The following is a 14,050-nucleotide window of genomic DNA, read 5'->3' as shown; positions in this document are numbered from 1 at the left end:
ATCATGGCGTCAGTAAGCACCAATGAATTCAAAGGCGGTTTAAAATTCATGATGGATAACGAGCCTTGCTCAATTATCGACAATGAATACGTTAAGCCAGGTAAAGGCCAAGCGTTTAACCGTGTTAAACTTCGTAAACTGCTGTCAGGCAAAGTGTTAGAGAAAACATTTAAGTCAGGCGATACAGTAGAGCTAGCGGACGTTGTAGACGTTGAACTAGGCTACCTATACAGCGATGGCGAATTCTACCACTTCATGAACAACGAAACATTCGAGCAAATCGCTGCTGATGCAAAAGCAGTAGGCGAGACTTCTAAATGGTTAGTTGAAAACGACGTATGTACTCTAACGTTGTGGAATGATAACCCTATCACAGTAACTCCACCAAACTTTGTTGAGATCGCAGTAACAGAAACCGATCCTGGCCTTAAAGGCGACACACAAGGTACTGGCGGTAAGCCTGCAACTCTAGCAACAGGCGCGGTAGTTCGCGTACCTCTATTCATCGCTATCGGTGAAGTTGTTAAAGTTGATACTCGTACTGGCGAATACGTTGGTCGTGTGAAGTAATTGACTTCAAGTATCTGAAAAAGGTCGCTTAGGCGGCCTTTTTTTGTATCCCAAGTTCAGATTCGCGTAAACGAGATGCGGGATGCGAGATACGAAGAGCTGGAAGAGCAGATATGTGTGAACGAGATGCGAGATACGAAAAGCAGGAAGATCAGAGCCGAGTCAGAGAGATAAGATATTCAACAAATAACAAAAAAGCAGAGCTGGATAACCTAGCTCTGCTTTCGCTTTTCTGCTTTTAAGCTCTTCGATACTCGATTACTCGAATCTCGAATCTGCCCTTAACTCTTAAATCATAAAAATGAAGATAATAGACAGTGCGCTGATTAGGCCTGCAACGAAGTAGCAGCCCACTTTACCCGCAACACCGACATGGAACTTAAGGTCGTGCATGCCGTGGTGAAGACGGTGCATTGCGTGCCACATTGGCAGTGCTAGCGTACCGATGATGAATAGCGCACCGATAATGCTGGTGGCGAATTCAGACACACGCTCGTAGCTCATTGCGTCCGCATCGATGATGCCCATTGGCACTAAGATACCTAACACTAGAACCGTGATTGGTGTGATCATCGCAAACCAAGTACCGCCAGCGCCAAATAGGCCCCACCAGATTGGCTCATCAGAGCGTTGTGGGTTGTGGTTAACAGGTTTTACTTTGTAATTTGTGTTCATAACGAAAGCTCCTTACACCACAACAAGAACGATTAAAGAAATAAAAGCCACCGCTGCCCACTGGGTCAGTACGATGATTTTTTTATCAACCAATTTGCCTTTAAGACGGATTGGCATCACTTGAGGCATCATGCTGAAGAAGGTTTGAGCGTGCAGCAAGCTGCCTAGCAGTGCCACGATGTTGATACCAACAACGATAGGGTTAGCCATAAAGCTCAACCAACCAGCCCAAGCTTCAGGGCCTTTCACTAGTGCACCCAAACCGAAGGTTAGGAACAGAGTGAATAGAATCAAAGGCAGTACAGTCGCTTCACGTAGCATGTAGAAGCGGTAGAACGGATGGTTGCTCCACCATGTTCTCTTCATCTCACGAACATAAGGCTTACGATTGCTCATATTATGCCTCCTCTGCTGTTTTTACTTGCGATCCGTCTGGCTTGAACATCGAAATAACGAAGTCCATTGAAGACTCAACTTTACCTTGGTTTACTGCAGCCGCTGGGTCTACTTTCTTCGGACATACGTCAGAACAGTAACCTACAAACGTACAGCCCCAAGCGCCATTGTCGCCATTGATAAGCTTCATACGTTCAGCTTTACCATTGTCACGGCTATCTAGGTTGTATCGGTGAGCAAGAGCAAGTGCCGCAGGGCCGATGAACTCAGGGTTTAGACCAAACTGAGGACATGCTGCGTAACACAAACCACAGTTGATGCAGCCAGCGAACTGCTTGTATTTCGCCATTTGCTCTGGAGTTTGGATGTTCGTGCCGTCTTCTGGCTTACGGTCGTTACCAATGATGTAAGGTTTGATCGCTTCAAGGCGCTCGATGAACGGCGTCATGTCGACAATCAAATCTTTTTCGATTGGGAAGTTAGCCAAAGGCTCAATCTTGAAGCCATTCGGGTAATCACGTAAGAAGCTCTTACACGCCAGTTTTGGCACGCCATCAACCATGATGCCGCAAGAACCACAAATCGCCATACGACAAGACCAACGGTAAGACAGGTCTTTATCTAGGTTATCTTTGATGTAACCAATCGCATCAAGTACCGACATGGTTTCATCAAACGGAACTTCAAAGGTTTGAAAGTGAGGTTCTGCATCGTGCTCAGGGTCATAACGCAGGATTTCAATTTTTTGGATTCGATTCGCTGACATTATGCTTGCTCCTCTTCGCTCTTCTTCGCATTCTCTTCTGCTGCTTTTTCAGCGGCAGCGGCTTTCTCTGCAGCTTCACCGTACAGACGAGCTTTAGGTTGAGATTTGGTGATCTTAACGCCGCTGTAGTCGATGGTTGGTGCTGCATCTTCGTTGTAGAAAGATAGAGAGTGTTTCAGGAAGTTCACGTCATCACGTTCTGTGCAGTTGTCGTCTAGACGTTGGTGTGCACCGCGAGACTCTTTACGAAGAATCGCTGAGTGGACCATCGCTTCTGCAACTTCAAGGCCGTAACCCACCTCGATAGCGTAAAGTAGGTCAGTGTTGAACACTTTGCCTTTGTCTTTAATGCTGATCTTCTTGTAGCGAGCTTTCAGTTCAGTGAGTTTGTCGATGGTCTTTTGCATCAAGTCTTCTTGACGGTAGATACCACAACCCGCTTCCATGGTGTGACCCATTTCAGTACGGATGTCAGCCCAGTTCTCGTCGCCTTCTTGGTTTAGTAGACCTGCGATGCGCTCTTCAACCGCTTTCACTTGCTTAGCGATAGACTCTTCGTTCCAGCCTTTGAATTCAGCAGCGCGTTTCACCGCTTCTTCACCAGCAACGCGGCCAAATACCACGAACTCAGCCAGTGAGTTAGAACCTAGGCGGTTTGCACCGTGTAGGCCAACTGAAGCACATTCACCAACGGCGAATAGGCCTTTAATACGAGTTTCACAGGTACCGTTAGTTTCAATACCACCCATGGTGTAGTGAACGGTTGGACGAATTGGGATTGGCTCTTTTGCTGGGTCTACGTTTACGTACGCTTTTGCTAGCTCACAGATGAACGGTAGACGCTCTTGCAGGTACTCTTCACCAAGGTGGCGAAGGTCAAGGTGCACGACATCACCAAGTGGGTGCTTGATGGTGTTGCCTTTCTGCTGCTCGTGCCAGAATGCTTGAGAAACTTTGTCACGTGGACCCAGTTCCATGTATTTGTTTTTCGGCTCGCCCACTGGAGTTTCAGGGCCCATGCCGTAATCTTGCAGGTAACGGTAGCCGTTCTTGTTGACGATGATACCGCCTTCACCACGACAACCTTCGGTCATCAAGATGCCAGTGCCCGGTAGGCCTGTTGGGTGGTATTGAACGAACTCCATATCACGCAGTGGTACACCGTGGCGATAAGCCATTGCCATACCGTCGCCAGTTACGATGCCGCCGTTGGTATTACAGTGGTAAACACGACCTGCACCGCCGGTTGCTAGAACAACAGATTTTGCTTTGATGGTAACAAGCTCACCTTCAGACATGTGAATCGCGATTAGGCCTTGTACTTCGCCATCTTCAACGAGCAAATCCACCACAAAGTACTCATCAAATCGTTTGATTGTGTCGTACTTCATCGAAGTCTGGAACAGAGTATGAAGCATGTGGAAGCCGGTTTTATCCGCTGCGAACCACGTTCTCTCTACCTTCATACCGCCGAATCGGCGTACGTTTACTTCACCGTTTTCTTTACGACTCCATGGGCAGCCCCATTGTTCCATTTGGATCATTTCGCGAGTCGAGTTTTCAACAAAGTATTCAACAACATCCTGTTCACATAGCCAGTCGCCACCGCCAACAGTATCGTTGAAGTGGTTATCTAGGCTATCTTCGTCTTTAATTACCGCTGCTGAACCGCCTTCTGCTGCCACCGTGTGCGAACGCATTGGGTAAACTTTAGAAATCAGTGCTACTTCCAGTTCAGGATTAGCTTCAGCCGCAGCAATAGCTGTACGAAGACCAGCGCCGCCTGCGCCGATGACTGCGATATCTGTGGTAATTGTCTTCACAGTTATTCTCCAGTGTGATGCGGAGTATTCCGCTTGTTATTATAAAAAGCCTATTTAGGAGGTTCTAAATTGTAGGAACCATTTAGCACCCCTAAGCCTTAAGTGGTAGGTTCAGTGTAAGAGAGGAAGGTATTCGAAAAGTTGATGCATTTGGGTTTTTAGGTCGGTAATGCATATGGAGGCATAGAAATTATAGGTTATGTGACTGCAATCACGGCAATGAATCGTTGATAACGATTAACCCACAGGACGGGTGTTAACGGCTTGTTGAGTATGATTTTTGTTATCAATGTTGAGGTGAAATCTGTATTGATAATTGTATTGTAGAACGTAATTTTCTGGCTTCATTAAAACAACATTTTGCTTTCACGAATAGAAAGATAGAAGCTTACAAAAGCGATGAAAGGTGGTAATTTTCGTCGCCTAGAATTCAGTAATATGGAACTCAATAATGCACTCTACATGGCAACCGGCCGCAACCATTAAACAGTTAAAGCAACGTGCTGATATCCTTAATCAAATTCGTCAGTTCTTTGCTGAGCGAAACGTGATGGAAGTGGATACGCCTGCGATGAGCCACGCCACGGTGACGGACGTGCATTTGCATACTTTCAAAACTGAATTCGTAGGGCCGGGTTATGCGCACGGTCAGCCTCTATTCTTTATGACTAGCCCTGAGTTTCATATGAAACGTCTATTAGCGGCCGGCAGTGGCTGTATTTATCAAATTTGTAAGTCTTTCCGGAATGAAGAAAATGGCCGTTACCACAACCCTGAGTTCACCATGTTGGAGTGGTATCGCGTTGGCTTTGATCACCATGACCTGATGGATGAAATGGATTTGCTGTTACAGCAGGTACTTAAATCGGGCTCAGCAGAGCGAATGACTTACCAACAAGCCTTTATTGACGTGTTAGGTGTGTGTCCCCTGGAAGATTCGATGGCTACGCTAAAGCAAGCCGCAGCAAAACTTGGGCTCAGCGATATAGCTGACCCTGAAGAAGATCGTGATACCTTGCTGCAGTTGCTGTTTAGTATTGGGGTTGAAGCCAAAATAGGGCAACAAGTCCCTGCGTTTGTTTATGACTTTCCGGCTTCACAAGCGGCATTAGCCAAGATTAACCCGAATGACTCGCGAGTAGCCGATCGCTTTGAGGTGTATTTCAAAGGCATTGAATTGGCAAACGGCTTCCATGAACTAGACAAGCCACAAGAGCAGCTCAAGCGCTTTGAAGATGACAATGCCAAACGTATTGAGATGGGCTTATCGCCTCAACCGATTGATCATCACTTGATTGAGGCATTAAAAGCGGGCTTACCAGACTGTGCGGGTGTTGCTTTAGGTATTGATCGTCTGATCATGCTGGCATTAGGTTATGACCATATCGATGATGTGACGGCTTTTCCGTTCCCGCGCTCTTAGCTCTCTATTCAGTTAGTCTTACTTACTGTTTGGCTAACTGACCAGAATCCCAGTGCCACTATCTTACTAGGATACCAGTGCCAATAACGGCAACAATGGCACCGATCCAAGCGTAGGCATTTGGTCTCTGTTTGGTGTACAGCCAAAGTATTGGTAACAACATGATTGGTGTGGTTGAAGATAACAGAGCAACCATGCCGACATTGCCTTCCTGAAGCGCATACAAGATCAGCGTCATTCCCACCGCCATCGCTAAAAATCCGTTCACTGCGGTAATCGCAAATATTTGACCATTCATCGGGTTGATTGCGCGTGAGAGCTTAGCGCCAGTTAGACGAAATGCGGAGTGAGCAACAAAAGCGGTAATCATACGAATCGCTGAAGCGGCAACAGGGTCTATGCTGGTTTGCATCACGGGTTTTGCAATAATACCGCCCAAGGCTTGGCAAATAGCGGCAGTGATTCCGAGAGCTACACCAATCCACACGGTGCCCTTGATGGTTTCGAGTTGGTTGTTGGCTTGTCCTCGACGACCAAAGAATATCGCGGTTAAAACGCCGCTAAACACCAAAGCCGAGCCAATCAGCTCCACCGAAGTCATGCTTTCGCTAAATAGGAAGTAACCAAGAATCGCCGAGAACACGGCATGACAAGAGAACAGCAAACCTGCTTGGCGCGGTCCCATTCTGTTCAAACAAGCAAATAGGGCGGTATCACCAATGAAGATGCCAATTAGCCCAGACAGCATCATCGGCGTGACTAGGTCTGCTTCGACCGTTGACCAGCCACCAGTAAACCAAGCCATGCTCGATAAGATGATAGCAGTGCAACCCATGCGCCAACGGCTATAGGCGAAAGAACCTAAGTGTTGAGCAGGCTTTACTGACATCAGGCTCGCGATAGCCCAAAGAAAAGCGGCAGCAAGAGCCAACCATTCGAATCCCATCTGAATAACATCCTTGTGTCTGGGATAAATTAGCTCATCAATATGCATTAAACCGGACTGAGAACAAAGTGATTCTTGTGAAAAGAGTCACTTTGTTTCAGTTATCGGTTTACGTCACCTGCCGCTCGGTGGTGAGGTTTAACTTATGTTGCTTGAGATGAGTTATACCTTAAAGCGCTCCACATCTCGGCGCATCGACTCGGCAGCGTTACTCATTTCATTTGAGCTATTGCGGCTGCTTTCAGCTTGTTGTGCAAGATCGTCGGAGGCATCCTTGATTCCTTGCGTATTACGACTGATGTCTTCGCTTACTGCGCGTTGCTCTTCTGCAGCACTCGCTATTTGCAGCGCCATATCGTTGATTTCAGTGATCGCTTGGGTGATTTTAGAGAGGCTGCCATGAGCTTGCTCTGCGAAGCCAACGCTGTTCTCTGCCAGTTGGGTGCTGGTGGTCATGCTTTCAACGGCATGTTCGGTATTCTTCTGTAACGTATCAATCATCACGCGGATTTCTTCGGTCGAGCCATGCGTTCTTTGGCTCAGGACTCGAACCTCGTCTGCAACAACCGCAAATCCACGACCTTGCTCACCCGCACGCGCCGCTTCAATCGCAGCGTTCAATGCCAACAGGTTGGTTTGTTCGGCAATGCCTTGAATGGTGGATAGTATCTGATTGATGCTTTGCGCGTTGTTTTCCAGTTCTCGAATAACATTGGCAGCGTCTTCAACTTGAGTTGCAAGACCAGTAATCGCATCGCGGTTTTGTTGAATAACCTCTTGGCCTTCGTTACAAGCGGTGGCTGACGCTTGAGAAGCGGATGCCGTGAGTTCGGCATGGCTAGCCACTTCAGCTGCCGTGGCTGACATCTCATGAATCGCGGTCGCTATTTGATTGATATCGTTTTGCTGATTCTCAACTCGAATGGATGATTGGGTCGCCAGTTGATTGGCTTTTTCTGCGTGATTATTTAAATCATGGCTGTGCTCGATAACGCCTTTCAACATGCTTTGCATCTGGCTTAAGAACTGGTTCACAAGTTCGGCTAGTTTGCCTATCTCATCCATACGCGTGATATCAATACGTTGAGTGAGGTCGCCTCTGCCTTGAGCCAGCTGAGTCAGCGCGTCAGACAAGGTTTGTAGTGGGGAAAGCAGGCGGTTGATCACCACTGTGCTCGCAATCGAAATGACGATATACAAAATCAAAGAAGTAAGAGCGATGAACTGAATCGCGTCAGATACTGCGGAAAACGCCATTTCCTTATCGATAACAATACCCAGTGACCAATCGGTATTCGGGACATTGGCAATGTAGACCATTTTATCCTCTTGGCCAGGCCAAGTTAGCGTAGTGATCATTTGGCCTTGGATCAGTTGTGACACTTTGTTGGCTGTTAGTTCCGGATTCAAACTGGTCAGTGGTTTCTGACTTAGCTTTTCATCACTGTAGGCAACGATGTTGTTGTTACCGTCAACTAAAAACGCAAAGCCATCGTTATCCAGTTTCACGTTGAGTACGGTGTCGATAATGCTGGTTACAGTTAGGTCTGCCGCGAGGACACCTTGTCTTTCACCGTTGAATGCTTTTGCAAAGCTGATGACAATGCTGCCGTCAAAGTCTTGATAAGGTTCAGTAATGACGAGGTCTGATGTTGCGTTGGCATCTTTATACCAAGGGCGGGTGCGTGGGTCATAGCCAGCTGGCCAATCTTCACCTTTATCGCCATACGCGATAGTGCCATCGCTGAATCCCGCATAAACAGACAAGAATTGCCCAGCTTGTTTGGTGATTAGTAACTCGCGGTCAGAGTTACTACTGCTTGAAATGGTCGGCTCATTAGCAAGCATCATATCGCTGCGAGTAGAGAGCCAATCGGCAATATAATTCGTCGTGCCAGCACTGACATTTCTCATTTCTTGATTGATCGTGACTTCAGTTTCTTGAGTCAGTTGATTAACCGATATCCAGGCTTGAGCGCCACTCACGACGGCAATAATGACCGCAATTGCGATCTGAATTTTAAATTTAATCGTATGTCTCAAGGTCTATTCCTCTTTATTAGACAAAAACTAGGGCGTGTTGACCTTTCGCGGTTCAATTTTGTTCGAGATAAAAGCGTTTTAATCGCGGCGAGGGGGAAGTAGCCTAGCCATTCTAAGCAAATCCCCCTCAACAAAGAGTAAAACGCTTTTAGCCGAACCCTTCGGGCAGCGTTTGCTGGTCATTTCTACTGCGTTATCGGCTTCTCATGTAGGCTAGCTACACATCAAAACCTCTGCCTTGTCGAAACCCCCAGCAATTCGCTGCAAAAATCAGCTCGAAAGGTCAATACGCCCTAATGACAGTGACGTACTTGATGGTGAATTGGTGTGTCTATGATAGGCGTATAGTGCCGCTGTCTTAAGTTGAATGACTGTGTTTAAAATCATAAATTCTAAATATATTTGCTCTGCTTTTTGTAAAACAGTGAAGTAATATAATATCACTGTTACCTATTGATTGAAATGTCAGTTAATTGCTTGAGGTGGAGTGGTATAGATCGAAAAAAGCGCCAAATTTACATTCAGCGCTTTAGTTAGGATTAAAGGGGAGCGTTAACGCTTACTAGGTGATGATAAACAGGGCGAGGTAAACCATCAGCAAGCCCACAATACCTAAGATGATGCCCATCTTCGCCATGTCTTTGCTTTCGATAAGCCCGGTCGAGTAGGCCAGTGAGTTTGGTGGTGTCGATACGGGCAGAATCATACCAAGTGATGCCGAGAAGGCGACCACAACCAGCAAGCCTTGTAAGCCTCCAATTGCAACCAAGCTTTCCATGGAAGCACCAATTGCAGCGGCTATCGGCATCAGCAAGTTGGCCGTCGCAGTGTTTGACATGAAGTTCGCCATTAACCAACACACGATAGACAATGTCAGTACCACAGCTGCAGGTGAGAGCGATTCATAGTCAATTGCGTGTGCGAGTGCAGCGGCTAAGCCTGTTTTATCTAAGCCAATACCAATCGCAATACCACCTGCGACCAGCCACAACACATCCCAGTTAATCAGCTTGAGCTCTTCTTTGCCCATGATGCCAGTGAGCGTAAACACAGCCAGTGGAATGATAGACACGACATAGGTGTTCATGCCGTGCAGTTTGGTGGTCATCCACAATAAGATTGTCGCAGCGAAGGTGATGTAAACCACAATCGCTCGCCAGCTCTTTCTAAATTGTCCATCGAGCTTGAGCACCATGTTTCTTTCTTTAGAAGGGAAGAGTTTTTGTAGAAGAAACCAAGCGATGGTGAGTTGGATGATCACAAAGGGTAAGCCCATCATCATCCAGCTGAGGAAGTCGATGGTATTTTCACCCGTTAGGTATTGCAGCGCGATGGCATTGGGCGGTGTACCGATTGGGGTTGCGATACCGCCAGTATTGGCAGCAATTGGAATACACAACACGAGCGCTTTGATACCCATATCGCCTTTTGGTGCAGATGCCACGATAGGACCGAGCAGCGCAAGCATCATTACCGTCGTTGCGGTATTTGACATGAACATTGAGAACACGGCGGTGATCAGCATTAAGCCGAGCATAATGAAGCGCGGCTCTGTACCAAATGGTTTGAGAAGCACTCGAGCTAGGTTGTTATCGAGTTCGTACTTGGATGCGGATATCGCAAGAGCAAAGCCACCCATGAAAAGGATGATGATTGGTGATGAAAATGCACCGAAGATGTCGGTATATTTGATTAACTCACCGAGATCGTGCCCCGCTGGTGGATTTCTAAATAGGTGTAAACCTTTGTCAGATATCATCACCAGTTCAAGCGCAATGATCAAAATGGAAGTGGCGAATACCGGAACAGGTTCAAGCACCCACAGCAGGGCTGCTAATAAGAATATCGCCAACAGGCGGTGTTGAATCAGCGTGAGATCATCGATTGGTATTGAATCTATCGGCATGAATAACACGCCTAAGGGAATCGCAAAACAAATCAACAGCTTGACCAGAACGCCAACATTGAGTTTAGGCATGTACAAAGACCCTATAAATAAAATATCTTCAAATAGAGTAAGTTATCTGGATTTCTGGTACTTGGAGACGGGTTGGAAAATCAAAAAGTTGTTTAAGGTTTCGACAGTTGTTTTGTTTTTGGTCAATCTTTTATCTGGGCAATTAGAGACAAGAGTGAGAAGCATCAGGTGGCTGGGCAGGGTTTGAAAGATTGAGTTGTTAGAGCTTGAGTAGCAAATGAATCGGTAGAGTTAAGAAAAAGGCGCGTTCTTCTCTGAAATAGAAAAAGTAACGCGCCTTGAAAGCTTAAATGAGTTAACTCAAATTGTTAAGCTTGGTCAGTGTTCTCAGCAGAATCGGTAACAACATCGTCATTTGCTTGCGCTTCTTTGCCAGCAATGTGCGCGAAAGGTGTACCAAGAACCGTTTTCTCGCCATTTTGCATAGTGTCGTCAAACTTGATCGCATCTTTAGCGAACAGGTTGATAACGGTTGAACCAAGCTTAAAGCGGCCCATCTCTTCGCCTTTCTTCAAGATGATTGCTTTGTCACCTTGTGCAGGGTAATCCCATTTGTAAACCGAGTTACCACGAGGTGGGGTGATGGTACCTGCCCATACTTGCTCGATGCTACCTACGATCGTTGCGCCAACCAGCACTTGTGCCATTGGGCCAAATTCCGTATCGAAGATACAAACGACACGCTCATTACGTGCGAATAGGTTTGGAACGTTTTCTGCCGTTAACGGGTTAACTGAGAAAAGGTCACCTGGAACGTAGATCATCTGGCGCAGTGTGCCGTCGCATGGCATGTGGACGCGGTGGTAATCACTTGGAGACAGGTAAAGCGTTGCGAATTCACCGTCTTTAAATTCATCCGCTAGCGCAGCATCACCACCCAATAGCTCGCGAGCTGAGTAGTTATGGCCTTTCGCTTGAATCAGTTGACCGTCAGTAATTGGGCCAAATTGGCTCACACGTGCATCTGCAGGGTGAACAATAACAGATTCACCTTCAGCGATAGGACGCATGCCTTCTTTCAATTCACGCACGAAGAATTCATTGAATGTTTTAAAGTGTTTTGGATCGCTATGCAGAGCTTCATCCATGTTCACTTTGTATTGCTTGATGAACCAGTTGATGATCGCTGTCGTTAAGCCGCCCGCTTTAGCAGACGCAAGTTTGCCGACTAGGCGAGTTAATCCATGTTGTGGAATCCAGTACTGCAATCCAACTTTAATCTTATCCATTGTATTAATTTTCCAATGCTAATTGTTTTTCAATTAAATCTGTCGATGACGGTTTAGGGCGCGAGATGTTACTTAAATTCGCGCCAATTGTCAGTAAATGCACACATTTGTTCACAAAAACGCGATTAGAGATCGGCTTTTTTGTTGCGTGAATACTGACGGTTATCTTTGTTACTCGCCATGCTTTCAATGATGCGGTGGTAGTTGTCGAAACGTAATCGACTGATCTTTCCGTTTTCTACCGCTTCGCGCAGGATGCAGCCTGGGTCATCAATGTGTTTACAGTCACGGAACTTACAACCGCCAAGGTAAGGCTTGAACTCGATAAAGGCTTCAGTGATTTCGTCGGCCTCTAGGTGCCATAGGCCGAATTCACGCACTCCTGGTGAATCAATCAGATCACCACCAGAAGGGAAGTGGTATAAACGAGCTGCCGTGGTTGTGTGCTGACCAAGACCTGAGTTCTCAGAGACTTCGCCTTCTTCAATGTCTAGCGTAGGCATTAATGCATTCACTAGGCTTGATTTACCCACACCCGATTGACCAACAAAGATGTTGATACGGTCTTTGAGTTCAGCTTCCAGCTCTTTGATGCCGTAGCCAGACTCTTTACTCACGAACATCACTTTATAGCCGATCTTCTCGTACTCTTTAAGTGTTTCACGGTATTCAGCAATCTGCTCATCAGTCAGTAGATCGACCTTGTTCAGTACAACAAGCGGCGCGATGTTTACCGTTTCTGAAGCAATTAGGTAACGGTCGATAATATTAAGTGATAGCTCTGGTAGCACAGCCGATACGATAACCATTTGGTCGACGTTCGCAGCTACTGGCTTTAGGCCATCGTAGTAATCAGGGCGAGTCAGCATTGAAGTTCTCGGCTCAACCGCTTCCACAACGCCAGAAATACCGGCCATTGATTCTAAGCCTGCGCGCCAAGTCACTCGGTCACCAGAAACTAAAGTCTCGATACTACGGCGTAAGTTACAACGATGAACTTCGTTAGTTTCAAGATCTTCGATATCAGCATGTTGGCCAAAGCGCGTAATCACGAGTCCGCTTTTGGTTCCGCCAAGCATGTTCTCATCCCATTGGATAGAATCTTCTTTCTTGAGTCGCTTGTTCTGGTTGCTACGTACACGACGTACTTGACCTTTGGTTAACTTCTTTTTTTTAGCCACAATTTTTCACTTAACACATCTAACTTGATGATTGGGGACTCAAACAGGATGTTGCTGGTACCACGTGATTTCGATGGTCCTAAAGCTAGTTTGAGTATAGTTATTTGGGTATAGTACCTCTTTTACACATAAACAAATAGGCGACGCCTTATGTCCTTTAGCGATCAGAACCTTATTTGGGTTGATCTAGAGATGACAGGACTTGATCCTGAAACTCATAAAATCATTGAAATTGCTACTATCGTTACTGATAGTGAGCTTAACATCCTGGCTGAAGGACCTGTTTTGGCTATTCACCAACCTCAGAGTGAATTGGACAAGATGGACGAGTGGTGTACAACGACTCACACTGGCAGCGGCCTCGTGAAGCGAATTCAAGAAAGCACGGTTTCAGAGCAAGATGCCATCCAACAAACCATTGAGTTTCTTGAAAAATGGGTACCAAAAGGTAAGTCACCAATTTGTGGCAACAGCATTGGTCAAGACCGTCGTTTCCTATACAAGCACATGCCAGAGTTAGAAGAGTACTTTCACTACCGCTATGTTGACGTAAGCACTCTGAAAGAGCTGACTCGTCGTTGGAAACCTGAAGTGTTAGATGGTTTTTCTAAGTCGGGAAGTCACCTTGCGTTAGACGATATTCGAGAGTCGATCGCCGAGCTGCAGTACTACCGAAAAACGATTATTAACATCTAGTCGAATAAAATGATCACGTTTATCTAACTTTTCAGGGACATAAGAGCCGTTTTTTTTGCAAATCTGTGTGCTTTTACAGCAGTTGAGTAAAAAGTTTCGTAATTTTGCATTAAGGACTTGCATCACAAAAAAATGCTCTTATAATTCGCAGCCCTGAACGGAGAAAGACGTTTTCAGATTGCGATACTAGCTCAGTTGGTAGAGCGCAACCTTGCCAAGGTTGAGGTCATCGGTTCGAACCCGATGTATCGCTCCAATTTGTAGGTTACGGCGAAAGCGGTAATCGAAAGGTGAAAGACCTTTTATAATGCGATACTAGCTCAG

The 14,050-nt window shown here is 46.3% G+C and carries 12 protein-coding genes and 1 tRNA gene; 4 read left to right on the top strand and 9 right to left on the bottom strand.

The features are described 5' to 3' along the window. The first annotated feature begins 3 nt into the window (after nt 1–3). Nucleotides 4–570, top strand: a complete 567-nt coding sequence (efp, locus tag AB4517_RS13255; RefSeq protein WP_017061297.1) for an elongation factor P — start codon at nt 4–6, stop codon at nt 568–570. 288 nt (nt 571–858) lie between these two features. Here the strand turns inward: efp and frdD are convergent, their stop codons facing one another. From frdD to frdA, 4 genes are read right to left on the bottom strand one after another with little or no spacing between them, the layout of a single operon-like run. After that, nucleotides 859–1,245: a fumarate reductase subunit FrdD gene (frdD, locus tag AB4517_RS13250; RefSeq protein ID WP_065584500.1), complete on the bottom strand. Its 387-nt coding sequence runs from the start codon at nt 1,243–1,245 to the stop codon at nt 859–861. 12 nt (nt 1,246–1,257) lie between these two features. Further along, nucleotides 1,258–1,641: a fumarate reductase subunit FrdC gene (gene frdC / locus AB4517_RS13245; protein ID WP_017061300.1), complete on the bottom strand. Its 384-nt coding sequence runs from the start codon at nt 1,639–1,641 to the stop codon at nt 1,258–1,260. 1 nt (nt 1,642) lies between these two features. Next, entirely contained in the window at nt 1,643–2,407 is a 765-nt protein-coding gene (locus tag AB4517_RS13240) for a succinate dehydrogenase/fumarate reductase iron-sulfur subunit (protein ID WP_009847917.1), read from the bottom strand. After that, the gene (frdA, locus tag AB4517_RS13235; RefSeq protein ID WP_372056696.1) at nt 2,407–4,230 is read right to left on the bottom strand and encodes a fumarate reductase (quinol) flavoprotein subunit; all 1,824 of its coding nucleotides are present in this window, start codon (nt 4,228–4,230) and stop codon (nt 2,407–2,409) included. Before frdA ends, AB4517_RS13240 begins: the two co-directional genes overlap by 1 nt. Nucleotides 4,231–4,681: 451 nt before the next feature. On the opposite strand from frdA, the gene epmA reads away from it, so the two are divergent. Next, nucleotides 4,682–5,653 (top strand): elongation factor P--(R)-beta-lysine ligase, encoded by a 972-nt coding sequence (gene epmA / locus AB4517_RS13230; protein WP_248402750.1) that lies wholly within the window; start codon nt 4,682–4,684, stop codon nt 5,651–5,653. Nucleotides 5,654–5,711: 58 nt separating this feature from the next. On the opposite strand, the gene AB4517_RS13225 is transcribed toward epmA, so the two are convergent. The 5 genes from AB4517_RS13225 to rsgA all read right to left on the bottom strand — a co-directional run bounded on the left by AB4517_RS13225 (nt 5,712) and on the right by rsgA (nt 13,030). Next, complete coding sequence (locus AB4517_RS13225) at nt 5,712–6,599, bottom strand: DMT family transporter (RefSeq protein WP_017063171.1); 888 nt, start codon at nt 6,597–6,599, stop codon at nt 5,712–5,714. Nucleotides 6,600–6,761: 162 nt separating this feature from the next. After that, nucleotides 6,762–8,642 (bottom strand): methyl-accepting chemotaxis protein, encoded by a 1,881-nt coding sequence (locus tag AB4517_RS13220; protein ID WP_372148459.1) that lies wholly within the window; start codon nt 8,640–8,642, stop codon nt 6,762–6,764. A gap of 562 nt (nt 8,643–9,204) precedes the next feature. After that, a complete protein-coding gene (locus AB4517_RS13215; RefSeq protein ID WP_017061303.1) occupies nt 9,205–10,620 on the bottom strand; it encodes a DASS family sodium-coupled anion symporter in 1,416 nt (471 codons plus the stop codon). Nucleotides 10,621–10,928: 308 nt separating this feature from the next. After that, nucleotides 10,929–11,849 (bottom strand): archaetidylserine decarboxylase, encoded by a 921-nt coding sequence (gene asd / locus AB4517_RS13210; RefSeq protein WP_017063172.1) that lies wholly within the window; start codon nt 11,847–11,849, stop codon nt 10,929–10,931. Between the two features lie 125 nt (nt 11,850–11,974). Continuing rightward, entirely contained in the window at nt 11,975–13,030 is a 1,056-nt protein-coding gene (gene rsgA, locus AB4517_RS13205) for a small ribosomal subunit biogenesis GTPase RsgA (protein WP_017061306.1), read from the bottom strand. A 150-nt stretch (nt 13,031–13,180) separates the two neighbouring features. On the opposite strand from rsgA, the gene orn reads away from it, so the two are divergent. Together orn and AB4517_RS13195 are read left to right on the top strand one after the other, a co-directional pair. Next, the gene (gene orn, locus AB4517_RS13200; RefSeq protein WP_010434065.1) at nt 13,181–13,726 is read left to right on the top strand and encodes an oligoribonuclease; all 546 of its coding nucleotides are present in this window, start codon (nt 13,181–13,183) and stop codon (nt 13,724–13,726) included. A 180-nt stretch (nt 13,727–13,906) separates the two neighbouring features. Further along, a tRNA-Gly gene (locus AB4517_RS13195) sits at nt 13,907–13,982 on the top strand. Nucleotides 13,983–14,050 lie beyond the last annotated feature (68 nt).

It is taken from the genome of Vibrio sp. 10N.222.52.C3 (assembly GCF_041474195.1).
Taxonomy (GTDB): Bacteria; Pseudomonadota; Gammaproteobacteria; order Enterobacterales; family Vibrionaceae; genus Vibrio; species Vibrio crassostreae_C.
Note: the sequence above shows the minus strand (reverse complement) of the source record. Positions and strands in the feature narration are given on the sequence as shown.

Coding starts and splice junctions, on each gene's coding strand:
- efp (WP_017061297.1), top strand. CDS start 4: ATGGCGTCAGTAAGCACCAATGAATTCAAAGGCGGTTTAAAATTCATG.
- AB4517_RS13215 (WP_017061303.1), bottom strand. CDS start 10,620: ATGCCTAAACTCAATGTTGGCGTTCTGGTCAAGCTGTTGATTTGTTTT.
- AB4517_RS13240 (WP_009847917.1), bottom strand. CDS start 2,407: ATGTCAGCGAATCGAATCCAAAAAATTGAAATCCTGCGTTATGACCCT.
- frdD (WP_065584500.1), bottom strand. CDS start 1,245: ATGAACACAAATTACAAAGTAAAACCTGTTAACCACAACCCACAACGC.
- AB4517_RS13225 (WP_017063171.1), bottom strand. CDS start 6,599: ATGGGATTCGAATGGTTGGCTCTTGCTGCCGCTTTTCTTTGGGCTATC.
- asd (WP_017063172.1), bottom strand. CDS start 11,849: ATGGATAAGATTAAAGTTGGATTGCAGTACTGGATTCCACAACATGGA.
- orn (WP_010434065.1), top strand. CDS start 13,181: ATGTCCTTTAGCGATCAGAACCTTATTTGGGTTGATCTAGAGATGACA.
- epmA (WP_248402750.1), top strand. CDS start 4,682: ATGCACTCTACATGGCAACCGGCCGCAACCATTAAACAGTTAAAGCAA.
- frdC (WP_017061300.1), bottom strand. CDS start 1,641: ATGAGCAATCGTAAGCCTTATGTTCGTGAGATGAAGAGAACATGGTGG.